Origin of the sequence: Halobacteriovorax sp. HLS, assembly GCF_004006665.1 — a bacterium.
Lineage (GTDB): Bacteria > Bdellovibrionota > Bacteriovoracia > Bacteriovoracales > Bacteriovoracaceae > Halobacteriovorax.
Genome location: NZ_QOCL01000009.1, coordinates 185,460 through 210,756 on the forward strand (window position 1 = coordinate 185,460; position 25,297 = coordinate 210,756).

At 37.0% G+C, this 25,297-nt stretch carries 8 protein-coding genes; 3 read left to right on the top strand and 5 right to left on the bottom strand.

Going from position 1 to position 25,297, the window contains the following annotated elements; genetic code table 11:
* Positions 1-25: 25 nt before the first annotated feature.
* The 3 genes from DPQ89_RS10510 to DPQ89_RS10520 are packed head-to-tail and all read right to left on the bottom strand — an operon-like array spanning position 26 to position 2,943.
* Complete coding sequence (locus DPQ89_RS10510) at positions 26-1,456, bottom strand: M17 family metallopeptidase (RefSeq protein WP_127716895.1); 1,431 nt, start codon at positions 1,454-1,456, stop codon at positions 26-28.
* A gap of 55 nt (positions 1,457-1,511) precedes the next feature.
* Complete coding sequence (locus tag DPQ89_RS10515; RefSeq protein WP_127716896.1) at positions 1,512-1,889, bottom strand: thiol-disulfide oxidoreductase DCC family protein; 378 nt, start codon at positions 1,887-1,889, stop codon at positions 1,512-1,514.
* Complete coding sequence (locus DPQ89_RS10520) at positions 1,876-2,943, bottom strand: methyltransferase (RefSeq protein ID WP_164848352.1); 1,068 nt, start codon at positions 2,941-2,943, stop codon at positions 1,876-1,878. Before DPQ89_RS10520 ends, DPQ89_RS10515 begins: the two co-directional genes overlap by 14 nt.
* 139 nt (positions 2,944-3,082) lie before the next feature.
* Between DPQ89_RS10520 and ylqF the strand changes: the two genes are divergently transcribed.
* The gene (gene ylqF / locus DPQ89_RS10525) at positions 3,083-3,997 is read left to right on the top strand and encodes a ribosome biogenesis GTPase YlqF (RefSeq protein WP_127716898.1); all 915 of its coding nucleotides are present in this window, start codon (positions 3,083-3,085) and stop codon (positions 3,995-3,997) included.
* 255 nt (positions 3,998-4,252) lie between these two features.
* Positions 4,253-23,323 carry a LamG-like jellyroll fold domain-containing protein gene (locus DPQ89_RS10530; protein WP_127716899.1) on the top strand — a complete coding sequence of 6,357 codons (19,071 nt, stop codon included), beginning with the start codon at positions 4,253-4,255 and terminating at the stop codon, positions 23,321-23,323.
* On the opposite strand, the gene DPQ89_RS10535 is transcribed toward DPQ89_RS10530, so the two are convergent.
* Entirely contained in the window at positions 23,311-23,817 is a 507-nt protein-coding gene (locus DPQ89_RS10535; protein WP_127716900.1) for a CBS domain-containing protein, read from the bottom strand. The genes DPQ89_RS10530 and DPQ89_RS10535 overlap by 13 nt on opposite strands.
* Positions 23,818-24,008: 191 nt before the next feature.
* Here DPQ89_RS10535 and DPQ89_RS10540 point away from each other — a divergent pair, with 191 nt between their 5' ends.
* Positions 24,009-24,680: an outer membrane beta-barrel protein gene (locus DPQ89_RS10540; RefSeq protein WP_127716901.1), complete on the top strand. Its 672-nt coding sequence runs from the start codon at positions 24,009-24,011 to the stop codon at positions 24,678-24,680.
* On the opposite strand, the gene DPQ89_RS10545 is transcribed toward DPQ89_RS10540, so the two are convergent.
* Complete coding sequence (locus DPQ89_RS10545) at positions 24,677-25,252, bottom strand: 3'-5' exonuclease (RefSeq protein ID WP_127716902.1); 576 nt, start codon at positions 25,250-25,252, stop codon at positions 24,677-24,679. The genes DPQ89_RS10540 and DPQ89_RS10545 overlap by 4 nt on opposite strands.
* Positions 25,253-25,297: the final 45 nt, after the last annotated feature.

A 25,297-nucleotide genomic window follows, 5' to 3' on the forward strand; every position in this document is an offset into this window, starting at 1 on the left:
TGTCTACACCATTATTATAGTAGATTTATAATTTACTGAAGTATCCAATTAGTGTTTCTACACCCTGACCACTTCCTCCAAGTTGCTTTAAACTCGGCTTCGCTCCGCTGGTCCATCCAAATATATCTAAGTGGGCCCACTTCGTTTTTCCTACAAATTTCTCAAGAAATAGTGCCGCTGTAATTGCTCCACCTGGCCCAGAAGCCGAGTTAGATACATCACAAAACTCAGATTTAAGTGCAGCGTAGTAAGGGAGATATAGTGGCATCTTCCATACCAAGTCTCCCATTTCATTAGAAACACTTTGTAGATCATTTGCTAGTTTGTCATCATTAGAAAATAAGCTTGCAATGTCTTGACCTAGAGCAACTTTTCCTGCTCCAGTTAGAGTTGCAACATCAATCATGATCTCAGGTTTTAACTCTAGTGCTAGATCCATTGCGTCCGCCAGTGCCAGTCTTCCTTCAGCATCGGTATTGTGAATTTCTACTTTCATACCATTTCTGGCAGTAATAATATCACTAGGTCTTGTTGCATTTTCACTTACTGCATTCTCTGCGAGAGCCAGATATATATCTACGTTCACTTTTACTGAGCTATTCTCTAGCCAGCGAGTAAATCCAACAAGTGTAGCTGAACCACCCATATCTTTTTTCATAAATCTCATGCCTGCCGCAGACTTCATATCTAGTCCACCTGAATCGAATGTAATTCCTTTTCCAATTAGAGCAATTGATTTTTTAGACTTTGCTTTCACGGGTCTATATTTAATGTGTACTATTCGTGGCTTGTTATTTGAAGACATCCCCACACTTAATAGAAGATTACAGTTCTCTTTTTGTAACTTCTTTTCATCGAGAATAGATACTTTAAGAGTTTTACTTTTTGAATAGAGTGCTTTTACTGCGTTTGCATAACTGACAGGATGTAGCTCGTTAGGAGGAAGATTTACAAGATGTCTGGCCTGATTAACTGCTACTGAGATTTCTTTTGCTTTTGAAACTAGTGATTTTGTAAGTACTTTTCCATCTTTGAGAAATTTTACCTTTCCAATACTTTGATCTGAAGTAAAAGAGTAGAGTGATAAATCAATACCAACTAATGCTCCCTTAATCGAGTCGTCCTCTAGATTTAAGAAGTGAATATGAACTTCTTTAGAATTATTACTTAAAAGAATATCTATTAAAGGACCCATTTCTTCTCTTGCTATAGCGTAGTCGCTTGGAGAAAGTTCCTTTTTATTAGATTTAGATAATGGGACAGAGATTATTGGGCCAGTTGAACCCGAAAGTTGTGTTAGATTATTTTTAAGAGCGAGTTCAGCTTCCCATTTAGACAGGCTGACTGTATTGATAAATAACTTTGAGTCAGATTTTTTATAAATATAAACTTCTGTAGTGTTTTTATTTGTTTTAGAATTAGTTTTACTTAAATTATACTTCGCTTCAAAATTCATAATATCTCCTATTTGTACTCTTATACCTAATTAAGTGAAAGGTGTTAAGGAATTGTTAAAGAAATCTAGATCTTTGTTCTTTTGTTGGTACTTTACAGACGCTAGACCTCTTAAAAAGTTTATTTCTATTCTTCGATATAAGACGATATGAATAATCTCTTAGAGTTTTCGGAATAACGAGCAGTAATAGAGAAATTTTCCAAGGTCCAGGTAATAGAGAGATTGCTCTGATCGCGGCCTCTGACTCTGTATAGGTTCTACCATTAAATTTTAAAATAACAGTTTCAAAGTCTAACTGGTGCGGATCTAGTTTTTGTAAAGGTGAGAAGAATAGGACTCTTTTAGAATCAAATTTTAATAAGAAATCTACAAAGAAATTACATAGGCCGCAGTGTCCATCAAAGTAAATAATAGCTCTACTATCTGAGTGCATCAATGATCACAAATTTCTTGTTTTGATTAACTATCGTGTAATTACCAAATATTTTATTTAATTTGACATGGTAGCCTAAGTGTCTATTTCCTATTATCCTTAATTTTCCTCCGGGCTTAAGTGCTTGGTGAGACTCTTTAAACATTTGAATAGCTATAAAATCTCCAACAGTCGTTCCTTGATGAAAAGGAGGGTTGCAAAGAATAAGGTCAAATTTTTTATGTTCATTTCCTTCTAGACAATTCGTCCAAACAAAGTCTGCACTATCGTCAAATTGATTAGAGTAGTTCTCTTTAGCACTCTTTATGGCCATTGCAGATTCGTCGATAAAGGTAATGGAGCTTGATGGGTTTAACTGTTTGGCCTTGAGTCCAATAATGCCATTAGCACATCCAAGATCAAGAATATTTTCAAAGTCACCTTTTGGAATATTTTCTAAGAAAAAGCGTGTCCCTATATCTAATTTCTCTCTGGAGAAAAGATTACTATGATTGGTTAGAGGAACTTTCCATTGTTCAATACTTACTTTTAGTGGATACTTATTTTTGTGAATGACACCATTAAAGTCTGCATAGATGAGTCTCGCTTTCTTTTGAGCTAACGAAGTTGTCGTTTCTCCTATGTATTTATTTAGTAAGTCAAAGTGCCCTTTAGAGATGTGCTTAACCATTGAAGCGCAAACGACTTTGGTGTTAACTTTCATTTTTTGAGACAATCGAATTAATATATCTTCAAAAAAAGATAGGTTCTTAGGTAGTCTTAAGATAACTGTTTGGAAATCACAAGGGAGCTGATCTAATTCTGATATCACCTTAGCAGAATTATTACTATTTTTTTGTATCGAAGAGTAAGACACATAGGAGTCGGTGTAACATAGAGGACTGAACTCTTGGAGCCCTACACAGAGCGCTCCAAAATTATCATTAATTATGAGTGGATGATTCAAAATAAGTTCTTCTTTCTTTGAAAGAATTAACTCATCTGCAGCATCCCACGCCCTTAGCTCTTTTGGTCCATTAAGAGGATAACGCTTTAAGTTTTTTAAAAATTCCATTCTTATAAATACCATGTGTGATTAGTTTTAGCTATTTAGCTCCATTTGTTTGTATTTATTTCGCAATTTTTACCCTTTGTGTTGAATTCTTGGCCTTTGGCCGTTAACTATTTGAAATTGAATTAATATTGAGGACCTAATGGCCAAGAAAGTACGTAGAAGTTATAGCGAAGATGTCACTCTTACTGAGTATAGAGATCATAAGAAAGCATTTAATTGGTTTCCAGGACATATGGCAAAAGCAACCAAACAGGTGAGTAATAAACTTAAAATGGTTGATATTGTTTTAGAAATTCGTGATGCTCGTATTCCATTACTTTCGGGAAATGAAGATTTAAAAAAGTTAATTGGAACTAAGAGTAGGCTTATTGTTCTCAATAAAATGAACCTCTCTGATCCAATCGAACTTGAAAAGTGGAAAGCTTGGTTCAAGGAAAATGAAGAGAATTATATCTTTGTTAATGCATTAGATAGAAAATCGATTCGTGAAATAATAAATAAATCCAAAGAAATTGTATCAAAGAATAGAGCTGCATCTGGAGCAACTTCTGAAAGTGTTCGAAAGTTCAGAATGATGATGGTTGGACTTCCAAACACTGGTAAGTCAACTTTGATTAATGCTCTTGGAGGTCGAAAGGCCACCAAGTGCGGTGATAAACCTGGACTTACTCAATCGCAGCAGTGGATTAAACTAGACGGAGATATTGAGCTCTTAGATACTCCTGGGATTATGCCTCGTCGTATTGACTCTAAAGAAAATGGTCTTTGGTTATGTGCAACACATGCTATTAGAGATGAGATTTTGGGACAAGAAGAGGTAGCGTGTTTTATAGTAGAGTACCTTTTAAAATATAGACCTTCTTCTCTTGTAGATAGATATCAAGTAGAGAATTTATCAGTTAGTGTTGGAGAAGTTTTAGAGGAGATAGCACTTAACCGTCACTTTATTCGAAAAAAAGGAGAGGCTGATTTTGATAGAGCATTCAAAGCAGTTTTGTCAGATTTTAGAAGTGGTGAGTTGGGATTAATAACCTTCGAAAAAGCTCCAGAATAAATAAAGACTTCCTGGTTTCTTATCTTAAGGTGACAAGAATATGTGCCTAAATACACATTGGATATGCCCATAATTTGCATCACTTTATAGATTTACTCAAGAATGAAAGTATTTTTCATTATTAAAGAGATGGAAAAATAATCCCCTTAATTCAGCTACTTAAGGAAAAGTTTAGATTAATTTTATTTTCTTCCGATAGGAGAGTCTGTAGTCCTTTAAAATTTAAAGGATCTGCAAACTTAAATATTGGAATTTATGACAAGTAAACTATTACTCATTTTATTGGCCATTGCGCTTTTTGGAACTTCTTGTTCTAAGGAATCTCTGTCTGGAAAGATTGAAGTGAAAGGACTTGTTAATCCAGACGAAAAGTCCCCATTAGTTTCATTTGTAACTACTGCTCCAACAACGATGAATGGTTGGCAAGACTTTGAGCTTGAATATACAGTTGTAGATGACCCTGAAGATTTTAGTGGTATTTCGAAGACTCAATTATATTATACTCCTGATTATGACACCGTCGGATTTTCTCTGGTTGGAGATATTCCTAATGGCGTAAATCAGAAAGTACAATTCTGTGTTCCAAACTTAAATCATCCTAAGCCTGCTTTTAAAATTATTGCTTTTGATAACAATAATAATAATGCTGAACAAACGCTTGGGCATGAGCTTGGACAAAATTTTTCAATTAATATCGAAACTGATCCTACTGTCCCAACGATGAGTTCTAGTCTTGGAGTATTGACTAAGAATAATCCAACTACGATGAATATCTCTTCATGTGGTTATAATTCATGTTCGGCAGGAGCACTACACTTTAACAAAAATTCTAATACAACTTACTTACTTGTAAATACAACAGGTGTTCAGCCATCGGCCGGTGATGCTGGATGGATTAGCTGTGAAAGTGTTGCTTCTTCTGGAATGGTTCAGTCACTTTTTGGAGCAGATGGAACTTACAACTATCATCTATGGTCTAAATCTGTAGAACTCGATTTTGATGGAATTACTTCTTTAGAATATATTTCAAGTACGAGCTCTGATGTAACTATAACCTACGATTCAACTGCACCTATTGATATTCCAGCGAATCTTCAATTTACAAATGGATTTAGTTTTACTGGAGATAATGTTGCTGTGACTTGGAATGGTTTTACAGACATGAATGTTGTAGACCATAGAATTAAGACATACAAAGACTCATCTTGTATTACTGGCGAAGCAGTTCACGGAACTACTTCTTCGGGCCTTGCTGCTGACTCTATTATAGTTGATGGTCTTACGGAGGGGCAGTACTGGGCCACTGTTACAGCTATTGACCATGTTGGACTTGAGACAACATCAGCTTGTTCAACTGATTCTATTATCGTTGATTCAACTGCTCCTGTTGATAATGGAGCAAATTTACAATTTGCAGATACTTTAGATATTGATGGTGATAATTTAGATATTTCGTGGACGGCTTTTACAGACTTCACTCTAGCTAATCACAGAATTAGAACTTATACCAATTCTACTTGTACACTGGGAGAGGTGATTCATGCTTACACTGGAAATGCTTCAAGTGCTGACAATGCTTCTGTTGATGGACTTCCTACTGGAGATTATTGGGCGAGAGTTGAAGCGTTTGATGGTTTTGGAACATCAACACTTTCAGCATGTTCGACAGACACAATTAGAGTAGATAAAGATTCACCGATTGATAATGGAGCTAATTTACAATTTGCAGATACTCACGATATTGATGGAAATAACTTATCTGTTTCTTGGACAGCTTTTACAGACGGTAATGGAATTCCTAATCACAAGCTTTATACTTATACGAACTCTGCTTGTACTCTTGGTGAAACTGACCATGGTGGGACAGGAAGTGGTACTAACTCTGATGCGGCAATAATCGATGGTCTAGCAGATGGACAGTACTGGGGGATTGTAGAATCTTTCGATACTATTGGTAATAGTACAAAGTCTGCCTGTTCAACAGATTCCATTATTGTAGATGCTACTAACCCTGTAGATAATACAGCAGATATTCAGTTCGCTCTGGTGAATACGAATTTAAATAATGATGTAGCAATTTCGTGGACGGCATTTACAGATGCTACTTTAACAAATCACAGAATTCACCTCTATAGAGATTCAGCTACGTGTGTCGCTAATGAGACAGACTTTGGATTAACAGGCTCTACGACTAATTCCAATAACACTCTTATTGATGGTCTCGCTGATGGTGTTTATAAAGCAAAAGTTACAGCTATAGATTTTCTTGGTAGATCTACTCAATCGGCATGTTCGACTGATACTATTATCATTGATAAGACTAACCCTACAGATAATACTGCTAGTTTAACGTTTACTAATGCATATAATAATACCGGTGATAACCTTGCAATTACTTGGACCGCCTTTAGTGACTCTTACTTAAAAGAGCATAAAATAATTACTTATACTAATTCTGGTTGTACTCTTGGAGCTGTTGATCATGGTTATAATGCTTCGACTTCAAATAGTGATAACACCTCTGTAGATGGATTAACCACAGGGACTTACTGGGCAACCGTGACAGCTATTGATGAAGCTGGTAATACTACAACTTCATCATGTTCAACTGATTCGATAATAATTGATACAACGAAACCAACAGATAATACTGCTAATGTTCAATTTACTGATGCATTCGATGTTGACGGTGATAACTTAGCTATTACTTGGACGGCCTTTAGTGATACGAATAGTATTGCTGATCATGAAATTCTAACTTATACAGATTCAGGCTGTACTACGGGGGAGATTGTTCACCCTAAGACTGCATCTGGGACAAACTCAAATTCAACAACAGTAGATTCTTTGGCAGATGATCAATACTGGGCTAAAGTAAGGGCCTTTGACTCCGCTGGTAATTTCGAGACCTCTGCATGTTCGAGTGATTCCATTATTGTAGACTCACAAGCACCGACAGATAATACTGCAAATATTCAGTTTACTCTAACTCATACAAACTTAAATGATAATCAAGCTGTAACTTGGACAGCGTTTACTGATGTAACTCTTGCTAATCACCAACTTTATACTTACACAGACTCTCTTTGTTCTGCTGGTGAAGTTGATCATGGGCTAACTGGGTCTTCTAGCGCTTCAGATAGTGCTGTTATAGATGGACTTGGAGAAGGTCAGTACTGGGCAAAGGTTAAGGCAATAGATCAACTTTCGCAAAGCACTACCTCTGCTTGTTCAACAGATTCAATCATTGTTGATCAAACTCTACCAGTTGATAATGGAGCAAATTTAACATTTACAAATGATTATAATAACACTGGTGATAATGTTGCTGTAACATGGACTGCTTTTACTGATACTTACTTAGATCACCATATTCTTCTTACTTATACAGACTCTGGTTGTACTCTTGGAGAGGTAGCACACCCATCAACTGGAAGTGCGACAAACTCCAATAATACAGTAATTGATGGTCTTACAGATGGTGTTTATTATGGAAAGGTTAAGGCCGTTGATGCTGCTGGAAATGAGAGACTTTCTGCCTGTTCTACAGATTCAATAACTATCGATACTATTGCTCCAACTGATAACACTGCTACTCTTACTTTTACAAATGATTATGATAACGACAGAAATGATATCGCTGTAACATGGAGTGCTTTTTCAGATTTAAATGGAATTGTTGATCATAGAATTATTACTTATACCAATAGTGGATGTACAGTAATTGATACAACTCATGCTTTAACTAGTTCTGGCACGAATTCAGATTCTGTAACGGTAGATGTTAGCTCTGATGGAATTAAGTATGCAAAAGTTAGAGCTTATGACCCAGCTGGAAACTACACAGAGTCTGCTTGTTCAACCGATTCAATTACAGTTGACTCTACTGCTCCTGTCGATGCTCCAGCAAACTTACAATTTACTCTCTCTCATTACAACTCTAGTGATAATGTTGCGGTCACTTGGACGGCATTTACAGATTTAACTTTAGAAAATCACAGATTGATTACTTATACAGATTCAAACTGTACTTTAGGTGAAGATATCCATGGACTTACTGGCGCTTCAACTAATTCAAACAATACAATAATTGATGGGCTTGCAGAAGGTCAGTACTGGGGGAAAGTTGTTGCAATTGACCATATGGGATTTGAAACAACTTCGGCCTGTTCTACTGATTCGATTATAATTGATTTAACGAACCCAACTGATAATACAGCAACTCTTACTTTTACTAATGATTATAGTAGCACTGGGGATAATGTTGCTGTCACATGGACTGCTTTTTCAGATACATATTTAAGTGATCATAGACTTTATACTTATACTGATTCTGGTTGTTCTTTAGGTGAGATTGATCATGGTCTGATTGGTAATGCAACAAACTCTGACAGTGTAGAGATAGATGGTCTTGATGATGCTGGAGCCAACAAAGGTGTATACTACGCGATAGTTGAGGCCATTGACCTTGCTGGGAATAAAACAAAATCTGCTTGTTCATCAGATTATATCACCGTAGATGAAACTGATCCTACAGATAATACAGCTAATCTTCAGTTTACAAATGATTATAATAATACGGGAAGCAACCTTGCTGTGACTTGGACGGCATTTACAGATACAGCTCCAGGTGTGATAGCTAATCATCAGATTGCTACTTATTCTAACTCTGCATGTAGTACTGACGAAACGATTCACCCACTTACAGGTTCTTCTACAAATTCAGATAGCACAACTGTTGATGGACTTGTAGATGGTCAATATTGGGCAAAGGTAACTTCATTTGATGGAGCTGGAAACTCTGTTACATCAGCATGTTCAACTGATTCTATAGTTGTGGATACTGTTGCTCCTGATCAAAGTCCTCTTACTGTTGTTGGTACTGTTGTTACAGGACAAGCATTAGGTCTATATAAGCTAAGTGCTTGTACTGATGTAGATAAAGTTAAAATAACTCAAGGTGCTGGAGCACCTCCTCTTGATGGAGATTCAGGTTGGCAAAATTGTGATGCTGTAAATTACACGATCACGACAACTGCACTGAATCAAGGATTAAACAATCTTCAATTCTGGATTAAGGATTTAGCAGGCAATGTTCAATCAACATATCTTGCCCATCAAACTTTCTATATTCCACCGACAATTACGGTTGAAAATGGACCGACTATAAATACAGATGTTGCGTCCATGACAATTAATTACTGTGCTGAATCGGATATTTCATATGTTCTTTTCAATGAAACGGGCACAGCGCCTACTGTTGGTGATGGAGCTTGGCAGCCTTGTTCAAAGGCCATTGGTGCGCTTTCCTCGGCATCTTTAAGTCCAGGAGACCATACTTTAAAAGCTTTTTTCAAGTATTCTGATGATAGTATCTCAGTTGTACCTATGGATGTGCCAGTTCGCTATGAACCAACTATTGCTTGGGTTGAAACTCCATCAATCAATAGACCACACGTAAGCTTTACACTTGGTAGCTGTACTGGGGTTTCTGAAATTCTGTTTAACCAAGGAACTCAACCTGCAGTAGGAGATGTCGCTTGGCAACCTTGCTCTACTGCCAATGGTGGACTTACTCACACTCTAACTACAACTGGCAGCCAGAGTTTAAATGTTTGGTATAAAGATTTAAGCTCTACTGTTCTGAGCGACTACTCGCAGGTTACTGTTAATTTTCAACCACCGACTGCTTCGATCTTTGGTGGAGCGGCCATTAGTACTAATTCTCCAAAATTATCAATCAATGACTGTACAAATATTTCAAAGGTTTTTGTTAAGTTAAATGATTCAACTCCTACGACTCCTGTAGCTGTTGATTTCACAGGAAGTGGTCAAAACTGTACGACAGCATTAAATGGAATTGATGTTCCTGTTTTACCTGAAGAGGGAGTACACACACTAGATGTTTGGTTCTACTTTAGCGATGCTTATATTTTAGATCCTTGGTATTCAAGAGTAAGTGTTACTTATACTGCTGTTGACACTACTGCTCCTCCTATCACAGGAGGCCAAGGAGCAGCTGTACCTCTTTCTATGAACTTGGAAAATGGTGATGCGTCTTCGCCTCCAATTCTCCAAGCTTTCTCTTCAAGAGCTGAATTTACACTAAATACTTGTTCTCCAAACCCGGATGTTGCTCTTACTGGTACTGTTACCGTTTCAGCAGCTTCAAGCTCTGTGACTGGATCTGGAACTACGTTTACAACAGAACTGAGTGCCGGTGATTTTATCGATATATCTGGAGAGCTTTTAAAGATTAAGTCAGTTGATTCTAATACTGCTCTTACTTTGGTACTTACACATACTGCTGGCGCAACTTCTGTAGCAGCAACAAAGAAGTATCCACTAGATACTATTACTGGAATGATTATAACTGAATCATCTACGGCGCCTAGTGCTGCTGATCCTGATTGGTTAATCTGTTCAAACGCTACTGGTGCACTTAAATCAAAGTCATTAGAGCCGGACGGAGTAAAGAACTTGTATGGTTGGTTTAAAGATGCTGCCGGAAATCTTTCTGTAACATCGTTATCTCAACAAGTTGAAGTTCAAACTTCGGCAGATACAACACCTCCTCCAAGACCAGAGGTTATTGTAGAGGGGGCCCCTAACTTGTCGACATCTCCAGCTGAGTTAACGATTACTAGTTGTACAGACGTTGATCAAGTTTATCTTGAGCCTTCTGTTTATCCATCTGCTTATGTTGCTCCTAGTGCTGCTGCAAGTGGATGGCAGAACTGTTCTGAAGCTATAGGGGATATTAAATACTATCTAACACTATCTGGTAGTTATACTTTATCTGTTTGGTTTAAAGACGCTGCTGGAAATATTAATCCAACTCCAAGAGATGTTTCTTTTATTTTCGATCCTTCAATTGGAAGTTTCTCAACACCTCTTGCTTATTGGACTATGGATAAAGTTCATAAGAAGACTTCTCAGATTTTAGATATGAAAGGTGATAATCATCTTTATATGTGGGATAAAGCAAATTTGACGGAAGTTACAGGTAGAAGTAATGAAGCTATAAATTTTTCTGGGACAAATAGTTATTTATTTGCAGTCAATGATGCTGATCTTCAACCAACAATCTCTGTTACTATGTCAATGTGGGCATATCTAACCAATAGCGATGTTTCTACTAAGGCCCTTGCGGGAAATATTCAAGCAGGTGTTGGTGGTTACGGCTTCAAATTAAATGGTGGTAATTTACATTTCTATGCAAGTGGGCAATCTACGAGTGTTGCGACTTCAACTTACTCAACAGGATGGCAACATATTGTTGGTACTTCTGATGGTCGTTATATCAATATTTATATTAATGGTGTTCTAAAGAATACTTTTGATATGGGAGCTGCTGCAAATCTTACTTATGGTTGCTCTCAAGTATTTGCGATAGGTTCTGATACTGATTGTTCTCCTAATCCTACTGCAACCAATTCTTTCAATGAAAGAATTGATGAAGTTGTTATTTGGGGGCAGTACTTCACTGAAGAAGAAGTCATGAGCCATTTTATTGATAGCTTTAATGATAATAAAGTAGGTGTAACAACAACTAAACCTGCTGATATTGCTTCGGCGACTTTCTATGGAGAGCACTTACAAAATGCTCTTTTAACAGTTAATGATTGTGGTACAAATAAATTCATCTATGTTAACGAAACGACTCACCCTCCAACAGTAGACTCTGATGATTGGCAACTTTGTACTACTGTAAAAGGTGCAACAATTCATAAGAATTTATCTCAAGGGCCTCATGAATTAAAGATTTGGGGTAAAGATGAGTACAATAATATAACTAATAGTTATATCAAAGTAGATACAACTATCACTGGACTTGAATACCAAAAGCCAGGACTTTTATATTACTCTCTAGATAATAATCACCTAAATCTTAATACGGCATATGATATTTTCTCTGGTCATCATGCAACAAATGTTGGAGCTTCTGCAAATCAAACAGGTATTCAGAATGAAGGTTTCTTGTTTGAAAGAGCAAATAATGACTATCTAGAAAGAAAGTATTCTTCTAATTCTCAACCAACTGATAAAGTAACAATATCTGTATGGGCCAACCTTACACAAGGTGACAATAGAGCTCAAGTGATAGCTGGTAATAGAATGACTAACCATGGTTATTCTATTGAAATAGATAATACTAACTCTGAGTTGAGATTCTTCGTTGAGTCAGCTGCAGGAACAAGGTTTGCTGGTGTATCAACTGCGAGTTTCACAAGCGGACTACATCAAATTATTGGTGTATATGATGGACAAGTAACGAAGTTATATATAGATGCTCTTGAAGTTGCTAGTAATGACGTAGGATCTGTTTCACCAATTAATTATACTTGTTTAAGTGCATTTACAATTGGAGCTGGAACTACTTGTAACTCTGGACCTGTTGCAAGCACGAATTTTGATAATATAATTGATGAAGTTTTCGTTTGGAATGATGCTTTAACTCAGACAGTGATTGATTTCTTCTTCAATGGTCAGGATACTGTTCCACCACTACCTTCAACTATTACTCCTAAGGATAATGCTTATACTGTGGGCATTCCTATCGCAAGGTTTAATGTAGGTAGTTGTTCAGATATCGCAAGTGTATATATTGCTCTCGATGATACTAAGCCTTTGGCAAATATTGATAATTGGCAATCATGTGCCACCAGTGGAGATACGATTAAATCACCTTTACTTGAAACTGGAGCGAATACTGTTAAAGCTTGGTTTAAAGATGCTGCTGGTAATGTTTCAGACACATCAACTGATCTGGTTATTACTTATTCCCATGACTTCACTATTCCTAATCCAAACTCTTATTGGACACTTGATAATGTAAATATTGATGGTACTAAAGTATTTGATGTTGTTAGCGCAAAAGATGGTGAAAGTGATGGAACGACAAGTATCGTCGGTAAAGCAGATGAAGGACTAAAGTTTAATGGAACAAGCGACTTTGTTGAAGTTCCATTTGATGCATCTTTTCAGCCAGTAAATAGAGTAACTCTATCTGCGTGGTTTAGAACTTCTTCTTATGATGCAAATGATCACATAATCGTAGGTAATTTAAATGCAGGTGGATATGAGCTCGCTCTAGGAAATAACACTGTGGAGTTTAGAGTTCAAGCAATTGGTTCCACTCAGGTTGCATCATTTTCAACTGGAACACTGGCCGTTGATACTTGGCACCATGTTGCTGGAGTTTGGGATGATGGAACAATAAGACTTTTTGTAAATGGTAGTGAAGAAGTTAATACTGTTATTGCGGCCAATGCAAATATTGAATATACCAATTCGAATTCATTAAATATTGGTGCGGCCGCTACTACTACAACTGGTCAAAATGGAGATTTCTTCAGTGGTGACCTCGATGAAATAGCATTTTGGAATAGTGCGCTTACTGGTCCAGTTATAACTGAGATCTTTAACAGAGGAACAGATGAAGACAAAGTTTTCTATGATGTAACTCCACCAACTATTCCGGTTAGTTTAAATATTATTTACTATAATTCTCTAGTTTCTAGAGCGAATCTTACAGTTACAGATTGTACAGGTCTTGATTATATAATCGTTACAAATGATGAATTTCCACCAGATGTTAATGATGAAGACTGGCAACTTTGTAACACTCTTACTGGTGGGCTTCTTTCTAAAGAATTATCTAGTAGTGAAAACTATGGTAAGTTTTGGACAAAAGATCTTTTTGGAAATATTTCTAAAACTTTTGAGTACGTACCTTTAGTTACAAATTATGACAAACCAATAGCGCGTCCAGTTGTTCATTGGACTTTTGATGACTCTCATTACTCTAGTAGAGAAGCTCTCGATCGTATTTCTCAGATTAAATTAAAGAGTGATAGAATTGTTAATTTACAAACTGCCATGCCTGGGAATTCATGTCCAACATCTGACTTTTATGATGGAACTGCTGGTGCAATTACCCCTGGTGGAGCTGGTGTTCTAAATGAAGGACTTAGCTTTTCAGATGGAAAGTGGCTTCGTTCAGATCATCCACTTAATTCAAAAACTAAACCTACTAGTACTATCTCTGTGGCGACTTGGGTTTACTTAACTGGTTCTGCTTCTCATACGAATGAGCATATTGTTAGTACTGAATATAATGGAAAGGGGTGGTCTCTTCGTTTAGATGCTGCAAACCAAGATGATAAAGGACTTCGTTTTACAGTTCATACAACGGGTGGCGTACTTGAGCCGTACCTCGAAACGAAGAACTATGTTACTGGCTGGCACCTTGTAATGGGTGTCTATGATGGGCAAACAGCTTCACTATACTTTGATGGTATTTTCGTTAAGTCATTTTCAAATGCTTCTCCTGAGGCAATCGTCTATGAACCTGGAGTAAATACAATTGTTGGAGCACAAGCTTCAACAACTGTAACACCAACTAGATGGACTATTAAGTCTTCTACTGGTGGACCTTTAAGTTGTCCAGTTACAAATCATGCAAATAGTTATTTTGAAGGAAATATTGATGAAGTTCTTGTTTGGGATAAGGGATTAACAGCTCTTGAAGCATCTTCACTTTATCATAATGGAGCAGATATTCTCTATCCAACTGATACAACAGCTCCTGCTCTTCCTTCATTGACTCTTGAAAATACAAGACCGGATATGTTCTCGGATAAGGCATTTTTTACTCTTAGTACTTGTTCAGATATTTCAGGAGTACTTGTTAATGAAGGTACTCGTCCTGATAAGCAAGATGATAGATGGGAAATTTGTAGAACAAGAAAGGGGTCGTTTGGTATAGAAAACCTCACTGATGGTGGTCACACAATTACTAGTTGGTATAAAGACTTAGCAGGAAATGTGACACCATTATCTGCAGACCTTGTTGTTAATTATAATGCTGTTTCTGTTCCGTATGCGAATGCTTCTTGGCCTCTTGATAAAGCAGCTTCTGTTGGTAATTTTGCAAGAGATGTCGTTGAGTTGGGTGTTCATGACTTAATTCAAACAAATATCGACACACCTGCTTATCCTCTAGCTACTCATCAGGCCGGTAAAGTAAATGAAGGCCTTGATTTACAAGGAGGAGGTTCTTACTTAAGTACTCCTTCTACTACTTTATTAAGTCCAGTTAACTTTATGACTGTCGGTGGATGGTTTTACTTAACACAATCAGATACTTCTTCAAAAGTTTTGATTGATCACCATGAGTATACTAGTGATACAAACCGTGGTGGTTATAAAATTTTCCTTGAAGGTGGACAACTTAAATTCAAAGTAGAGCTTGATATTGTAAAAACTGTCAACTTACAATACTCAACAAGTTCTTATACTACTGGTTGGCATCATGTTTTAGGTGTATGGACTGGATTTGAAGTAAAGTTTTACATTGATGGAACTCAGGTTGCTACAACGGGAACTTTAGCTGAAAGAGATTATATGAGATATGATGACTCCACTGACTTTAGAATTGGTGCAGAGTCTGATGATTTAGCTAACCCAGTAAACTTCTTCAATGCAAAGGTTGATGAAGTCGCTCTTTGGGGATTCGATTTAAGTGCTTCTCAGGTAACTAGTGCTAAGACTAAAGGGGATACGGCCACACATATTGCTGATCCTCTTCCAACACCTTCAAATGTTGATAATGCTTATATCTATCACTATGATAATTTTGGCTCTAGAGCAAGAATGACAATGTTAAATTGTACTAATACACCTTGGATTTATGTAACAATTCAAGGTGGACCTGCTCCAAGTGCTGTTGGTGAAGATTGGAATGAATGTAGAACAGAAAAAGGGGCGATTCTTTCTGAGAAGCTGCCGCTGACGACAACTTATGTTGATGTTTATTCAAAGAATGCTGATGGAGTTGTTTCTTTAGCAGCAGGAACCAAAGAGATTACACCTATTGAACAAGACTATGATCTAGTCTTACCAATTCTTTATCACTCGTTCAATAATGATCATGTTAGTGGTAGCTCAGTATTAGATTTTATGAGTCATGTGACTTCTACCAGTTATGGGACTCCAACTCTTACATCTAATCTTGATGGTCATGAAATGATTCTTGATGGAACAGATGATTATATAGATATACCTTCTACGAAGAATTTCGATCTAAGAAAAGTTATTACAATTGCTATTTGGGCAGATCTCACGACTGGAGATAGCAGTAATAGAAGACTTGTTTCTAGAATGAGTGATGTAGACGATACGGCAATTATTTTAGAAGATGGTTTCCTAAAATTTAAGGTTAATGTTACTCATGGACAATCATATCTAAGGACTTCTGATTATACTGAAGCAGTATTTCCAACAGCAAATATTCCAACGGGTAAGTATTTTATTATAGGGGAATATGACGGAACAAAGGTTAATCTTTATTTAAATTCGAATTTAGTCGACTCGGCCGATCCTGGATATAATAATTTTACAGCAACAAATGTCAGATCTATCGCAATGGATAGGGTTGATGGATTTAGAGTATCAGATAGCGCAAGTTCATTTTGGCAAGGTAATATTGATGAATTTATGGTTTTTGATCAGCTACTAAGTGATGAAGAAAAGAACGCTCACTATCGTAGATATATTGATGTAATGATCCCAAATGATTCAACTGCTCCTGCAACTGTTCCTGCTATCTCTGTAGTATCATCTACCTTTGGAACAAATTGGCCAACAGATAATGCTAATCCAAAGTATACACTAGATAACTGTACAGATATCGATGGTGTTTATATTACGGTTGATAATGCAACTCCTCCAAGTTCCAATTCAAGTGCATGGCAAATCTGTTCGACAGGTGAGGGACATTTTGAAGGACCTACTTTAGGACCTGGAGCACACACAGTATATTTCTGGTTTAGAGATGCAAGTGGAAATGTTTCACCGGCCCAAACAATTGATGTTAATTATACAATTCCTCCAACATACGTACCTGTTGCTTACTGGTCAATGGATGATGACACAGTTGTTGGAAAGAAAATTTACGAGCCTGTTAATCAGTTGCATGCTGAGATTTATGAAGCGGATCTTGTCGCTGGTCAGGTTGGAACAGCTGCGCAGTTTGATGGTTCTAGAAAGTATATAGAAGTTGAAGACAACTCTATTATTAAACCAGTTGAACAAATGTCTATTTCATTTTGGGCAAATATTAATGCTGATGAAGATATACGTGCATATAGAACTCTTTTAGGTAATCGTGGTGACTCGGCAGAAGGTTTTAGTTTTAAATGGAATTGTGGAGAATCTCCGTGTCCAGCTTCCGGTTTAATTACAGATCTTGAGTTTTTTGATTTTACTCTAAACTTAGAAGGAACTGACTATCTTCTAACTCTGCCACAAGCGCAAATTGGTTCGGGATGGAAACACTTTGTTGCAACTTTTGATGGAAGATATATAAAACTTTATATTAATGCGATTTTAAGAAGAGAGTTAGATGTTGGTGTTGAAAAGAATATTTATTATAATCCTGCTTCAAAAACTTCTCTTATTATTGGTGCAGATGCTTCTGATGTTGAAAAGCCTTCAGGGTCTTATTTTGAAGGGCAGATTGATGAGGTTACTTTCTGGGATAAGGCCTTACATGCTACCCATGTTACCGACTTGTACAATAATTATGCTAATAATAATGCACATATTTACGATCCGGCCCTAGCTGTTATAACACCACCTAATACACGGACTCAGATTCATAATAGTGGTGAAAAATCGTTTGGTTCTAGATTAAGACTAACTATCAGTGATTGTAGTGATATGAATATGGTCCTCGTTAATGATTCAACAATTGCTCCTGCTGCAAATGACGAGAACTGGCAACCATGTAATACCTATGCTGGTGGTATCCTTTCCGCTCCTCTGTCACCTGGGGTAGTTACCCCAAGAGTTTGGGCCAGATCATTTACTGGTACAGTTAGTGCTTCTTCAGGAACTGCTAATAATGCTACTTATAATATGCCAACATATGTTTCAGATATACCAAGACCATTTGTCCATTGGTCTCTTGATTCTGCTGGAACTGGTTATTTTAGTTCTCCTAATATTTTTGATTCACTATCTTGGGCGCATGGAAAGTTAGACCTTATTACACCACCTGAAACGACTGTCACTTCTGGTGGTGAATCTGTTATTGAGGAAGGTTTTGATTTTAATGGTATTGATGAGTTGATAAGTATTCATCCAACAGCTGCCACAAATCCAATGTATGATCTATCTATATCTGCATGGGTGGAACTTAAAAAAGGCGAGACTCAACATAGACATATTGTCGGTAATATTCAAAACAACCTTACTGCTTCAGGCGCTGGTTCTGGACTAAGATTACTTGGTGGTGAATTACAATTCTATGTTACTGCATGGACAGGATCAGCAAGAAGAACTTACACCGTTGGAGTTGATACAAATATCTTCAATACGGGGCTCCATCATGTAACGGGCGTCTATAATGGTAGAGATTTAAAACTCTATTTAGATGGAGTTTTTGTTAAGAAGTACTTAATTCAATTTTATAATGCTGATAGATATTGGTTATACCATGACGATTACAGTCACTGGACTATTGGTGCTGAGACTGATGCTGCAAATGCAGGAGCTAGTGGTACGTTCTTTAGTGGTGTTGTTGATGATATTAGAATTTGGCACACTCCACTTACCGAGCAACAAGTTTTCTACGCCTATGAATATGGATCAGACTTTCTTCCTACGAGTACTTCAGATGGTATTGCTCCTACTGATCCGGGAATCTTTATTGCAAATAATCAAACAACAACTTCGATGCCTTGGATGTATTTTACAATGCCTACATGTACAGGAGCGAACGGAGTTGAAATTAATGCAATTTACATTAATACTGACTCAGATGCAGCACCTTCTAAAGATGATGTAGGATGGCAGTATTGTTCATTAGATAATGCTTACTTAATTTCTAAGCTTATAGATAGAGGTTCAAGTAATATCACAGTTTACTTTAGAGATGAGGAAGGGGATATTTCAGGATCTACTACTTTTCCTGTTGCTTATAGCCCTCCAGAGCTTATTCATCCAAACGCATACTACTCATTTAACGCTGTGGACAGATCGAGTGATTCAACTTTTTATGATCTCGCTGGTGGAAAAACAGCAACGATGGAAACAAGAACTTTTTCTCCAACTAAACCAGGGATTTTTGGAGATGGCTATCAGGTAGATGCTGCGAACTGGGGAGCTGATGATACCAATCAGTATCCAATTACAAAGACCTCTACCTTTGATTATAATATTAATAGAAACTTTACCGTTGCTTTCTGGTTCAATCCTGCACCTGTTTATTCTAGTCAAGTGACACTTCTAAATACTGGTAAGCTTGCAATTGAGAGATCGTCTTCAGATGGAATCAAAGTTATTGCTAAACATGTGGGAACTGTTTTCTCACTTGAAAGACTTGTTCCGAGTGTTTGGAACCATATCACTGTAAGTAGACAAGATAGAAACTTAAAAATCTATTTAAATGGAAAGCTAGATAGTTCACACCTAGTGAGTAATCTTGATTTAAAAAATGAAGCTTCTCGTTTAGTCTTTGCTGACTCTGATGGAATCTATGATGAACTCGTAACTTATGAATCAGCACTTACTGATGAACAAGTTGCTTATATTTATTTTAAAGGTGAGAAGCAAGAGTATATTGATGTCATGCCAGATAACGTGGTTCAGCCGAAGACGCCTGTTAACTACTGGAGCTTCGATGATTCAGCTTATTCGAATCCTATCTTGAGTGATATTGTAGGTGATATAGATCTTACAAGAGTGAGTGCTGTTACAACTGGTGCTGCTGGAAAAGTAGGGGAGGCCCTTAGCTTCACTCGTAAAGAAGATGTTATTTTTCCAGGTGGAACTCCAGCAGAAGTTGAGAATATCGTAGGTTCTCCTGAATACTTAACAGCAGCTAGAGATCAGTTAATGAGTTTACCACAACAGTTTACTCTTAGCCTTTGGGTTAAGCAGCCAACATCGACCGGACATGAGGGAGATTCAACTGTAGTTCTAGATCAATGGGGTATTGATAAGAGTGATCAGTTATTTAGACTTCTCTATACAAGAGGCTCTACGTCTCCTAAATACACTTTTTCAATGAGATTTGGAAATAATGACGGTACTGATGTTATAGATTTAGAAACAGAGCTTACCTCTTTTGCTACTACTACTGATTGGGTAAACCTTATCATTAGAAGAAATTACGGTGAATTTACAATGTATGTAAATGGTAGAGAGTCTGGTTCAGCAAATACTAATAAAGTCGCTGCCATGTCTTTAACTTCTGGTTCTGAAGCAAGACTTCTCTTTGGAGAAAGTAATTTAAGTGGTTATGAAGAAATATCTGGATACGTAACCATTACATCTGGAACTGCTGTGGCCACAGGTGTTGGAACTCAATTTACTAAAGAATTTTTCAAGCACGCAAGTGGTTCTGTTTCTATTGGTAGTGGTACAACACTTGTAACAGGTCTAAATACATTATTTACAACTGAATTCTCTGTAGGAGATCGTATTGTTATAGCTGATGAGGAACATATTGTTGCTGCGATAGCTACGAATACATCGTTGACTTTACAGAGTAACCATACATCTGGAGCAACTAGAGAAAGAATTAGAAAGTATCTATCAGGTACTGTCGATATCGCGAGTGGAACTAGTACAGTAACTGGGACTTCAACGTTATTTACGACGGAGCTTCTCGTTGGTCAAAGAATTAGAATTGGTAATGAGTTCTTTACAGTTGCAAGTATAGCGAATGATACGAGCTTAAATGTTACAGAAGTTGCTATTGATAACTCTTCGACAGCAAATCTTTCATTAGTTGAAGGTCTAACTTACAAAATTGCTTCTGAAGACTTTGTACCAAGACGAATTGTAGATGATTCTAATTTAGCTCTTTCTGTTTCTCATATGCTAGGAGCAACTGGAGAATCTATAATTTATTCATCTGGATTAACTAATGATGAATATAGATTCAACGGTAGCTTAGATGAAATTGCTTTTTGGGATACGGCCTTCAGTTACGCTCAAGTAAAAAGTATATATAATAAAGGGCAAGCTGGTCAGGCAATTAGTGTTGAACCAGTTCTTGCTTTAGATGGAAATAAGACAATTATTAGCACACCTACAACTGGTCTTACTCTAAATAGTTGTAACGGTTATACTCACGTTTGGGTTGGCACAACTGCTGATGCTGATCCACTTGATGGAACTGCTGGCTGGGTCGCTTGTAGCACAGTTGCAGGAGCAATTTCTTCTGGAGCTCTTGTTAGTGATTCTGTAAATAATATTAAGATATGGTTTAAAACAGGCAGTATAGTTTCAACTTATACGAATCAAATAAATATAACTCATGTTTCTGGTGATACTACTCCTCCTTTAGTTCCAAGTATAACTATGGAAAGCCCAGCTGTTACGGATCTTTCATTTGCGAGATTCACCATTGGTAACTGTTCAGATATTGCTGGTGTCTATGTTGGTGTTACTGGTCCTTCTCCAATTGCTACACAATCTGGATGGGTGAATTGTACAACTATCAATTCTGCTATTTTATCTTCTGTGTTAAATGACGGAGCAAATAGTATCTCTATTTGGTTTAAAGACTCATCGGGTAACGTTACAGCAAGTTCGGATTTCGCTATTACTCATAATAAGCCGTCCATTGCTAACCCTAATATGTACTTAACTTTTGATGATGAGCAGACTGAGACAATCTTCACAAGAGATATCTCCAATGGAATTATTGCTCAGGCTTCAAATATTGCAGACCTTACTAAAGGTCTTACTGGACAAGTTGATGAATCAATTCAGTTCTTACTAACGAGTTATTATGAATTACTTGATAATCCAATTAACTTAACTCGTGACTTTACTTTTGCAAGTTGGATTTATCTTAATATTTCAACTTCTGACTCTACTCTAATAAATAGATGGGATGAATCACAAACAGATGATCAATTCTCAGTAAGAATTGATAATACAGGTAGAATATGTCTTGATCTACAAACCAACTCAAGTGCTGGAACTTGGAATACGGCCTCTTATAAGAGAGTTTGTAGTACAGGTAAAATTACTTATAATGAATGGGGACATGTTGGTGTTACTAGAAGCGCTGGAACTATTAAATTCTATTACAATAATGTGCTAGTGGGAACTGAGGTTGTCGACTCTTCCAACTTTATGGCCTCTTCGTTGCCTATTAGGATTGCAAACCAAGAAAGAGGTGGAGTATCAAGTTCTGCTAATGGTGAATTAGATGACATGGTTCTCTGGGATACTGTCCTTACAACTACTGAGTTCGAGTCCGTTTATGCTCAAGGGTTTAAGGCAAAGCAATTTGTAGATAGTATTCAACCTCAACATCCAGCCGTTGCTGAAAACTTATGGAATTTTGATACAGCTAGTTTTGCTACTTCTACCTTAAGTGATGTTATGGGTAATAATAATCTTGTCGATACCTTCCCACTTACTGCAGGAGCCGTGTCTACAGGTGAAACTGGTCAAATTGTGGATTCAATTGGGTTTGCAAATGGGCAAATAATGGAAGCAGCATCGAACACAGTAAATCTTGGTGATCAATTTACGATCTCTACTTGGGTTAACTTAACTGATGATAGTGATGACTTAGGAATGATCATAAATAAATGGAATACTGCAGACGTTGATCTTCAAGAGTTTAGACTTTATACAAGTGCTCAGACAGTTGTTTTTGATTATCATGCAACGACAACGAGTACAGATACATTCCCAATGCTAGGCTTTGACAGTATTACAAGTATTGATAAGTTGAGTTTTGGTCAATGGGCCCATATTGCTGTTACCAGAAAAGTTGATAAGTTATATATGTATATTAATGGAAACTTACAGGCCATAAAAGAAATCGGAACTGATCCAATGAAGAATATTGGTGCCGTTCCACTTCGCTTCGGTGGTGAAGACAATACGGGATCTAACTTCCTCACCGGTAAGATTGACGATACTTATATTTCTAAATCTTTTAGTGATGAGAGACAGATTCAGTACCTTTATAATCTTGGGGCCTCAAACTCTTCTGCACCAAGTACTGTAAATCCAGTTATTAGTGTTGCAGCTGCTTCTAATACAGTTAGTACTACGACAGCTAAGCTTACAATTTCAGACTGTAAAGGTAATGCGAAGGTTCTTATTCAGGACTCTGGTCTAGCGGCACCGGCAGCAGGCGCTTTAACTCTTGATTGTTCTTCAAGTGTTGGAGCTCATGTGTCTTCTACTCTTCCTGCAACTGGAAATACTGTTGATGTCTATCTAGGTGATGGATCATCAACAGTAATTGGACCTTTCCAAGTCATTATTAACTATGCTCCATAATTAAATGCTGGACTTAAATTAGTATTCGCTCTTTCTGTTGCACTAAGAAGGGCTCCAGAGAAATTTCTTAGAATATCTCTTTTAGTTATTATCCCAACGAGCTTTCCATTATTAATAATAGGTAGTCTAGAAACTTTATTTCTTACCATTGACTCATTAGCGTCACTTAGTGAAGCAGTAGGAGGTAGTGAGAAAATTTTCTTATTCATCACATTTTCTACTTTAAAGTTCTTGGCCTTATTAAATATGGATTCAATATCGGCCTTGTAGTGTGTTTGCCCAAGAAGCTTAGTCAAAGAAACCATGGCGTGAGGGACATTTACTTTTCTACCGATAAAGTCTGATTCTGTTAGAATCCCTACAATATTCTGCTCTTCATCTATAATTGGAAGTCCTCCAATATTATTATCTAGCATTATTTTTGCTGCTTCTTTTACTGTTGACCATGGATAAGCTGCAATTACATTCTTTGTCATAATTTCTTTTACTTGCATGTGAACTCCTGGGTTTGTTGAACAAGTTATCTGTTCAAATTTCTTAAATCTAGAATACAGTTTATGGGGAATGTGGTTGTCATCTGTTGGCCAAAAAATTGTCAAATCGGTGTTAAGTATTTGGTCATTTTCTAAAAAGAGCTTTTATTATGTCTAAAAATTAGTTAGATTGTGCATTTAGGGGAAATAGAATGAATTATATACTAGCACTACTTTTACTCGTAATTTCAACATCTTCTGCTGCTAAGCTAAGAGCTTTTAATGATAAAAGTCCTAGAGAGAAGTCAGCAGAGTTAGCACTTGGCTTTAGAAAGTTAGGTGAATACAAATTCTCGGGAAAGCAATCCGGAACTTTAAATGCACAATCGAGTTATGGCTTTGTATTTGAGGGTGGATATAACTATACACAAAATTGGTACTTTGGAGGTTTTTTCGCTCTAACGAGCTCTGATTATCAGGCCGACGTTGTGCGTGAGGACGGTTCTCCAGACACTGTATATTCTTCTCTAAGCTACTTCGATCTCCAACTTGTGACTAGATTCAATATGCTTCGTACTTCGCTTACTCCTTATATTGAAGCAGGCTTGGGTATGACGAGTATCGATAGTGGAGTTGCCAGTGGAAAGATTGTTGAGACCTGCTGGTATGACCCTCTTTTTGATAGATATATCTGTGGTTATAGACAACCAAATAAGTCTGTAACAGATCTATCGGCCACTGTTGGTATTGGGGTGAGATACGAGACGACTAATAAAAGTTTTATAAAGCTCTCTACAAATTACAGATTAATTAATTATACTAAGACAAAGGAGAGACCTCTACTTGGAGATATCTCCTTCTCTATAGGAATGTTAGTCGATTAGAGTTCGCTCATTATATTATATAGTCGATAACCGGCCCATGCATCACATGCGGCATAGTGAATCTGTGCCTTTGTGAGCTTTTCCTGTTCCCAATTTGTTATCTTGGCCCGCTTAGATAGTCGTTGTTCTAAGAAAATTGCACATAGTGCTCGCAATCCAAAGTTCTTAAATTGTTTTTCTTTGGCAATTGTTGCGAGATCAATGAATGAATTATCATCGAACGGATATAGCTTCTGAATTCCTTTAATATCATCTCTAACTGCGACACCTGCCTTAATAACGGTAGGATCTGCTAAGAGATCAATAATTTCCTGAGGAAGTGTGTGAAGATTCATTCTAAAAAGATAAGCATCTGATTGCGTGGCCAATTGAAGTAGAGAAATATCGTAGTATTCTCCCTTTTTAAAGCTTGGACGTGTTTCAGTGTCAAAGCCTAAGACTTTATGCTTGGCAAGTGCTTTTGCCGCTTCAAGAGCATCTTGCTTTGTTGTGATTAAATGAATCTTTCCCGGAAAAGTCATTGTCGGTAATTCATTGATTTCATCTTTAGATATTTTCATTTTATATTTCATTGCGGAAGTCTAGCATGATATATTTAGTGGCGCTACAATACTTTA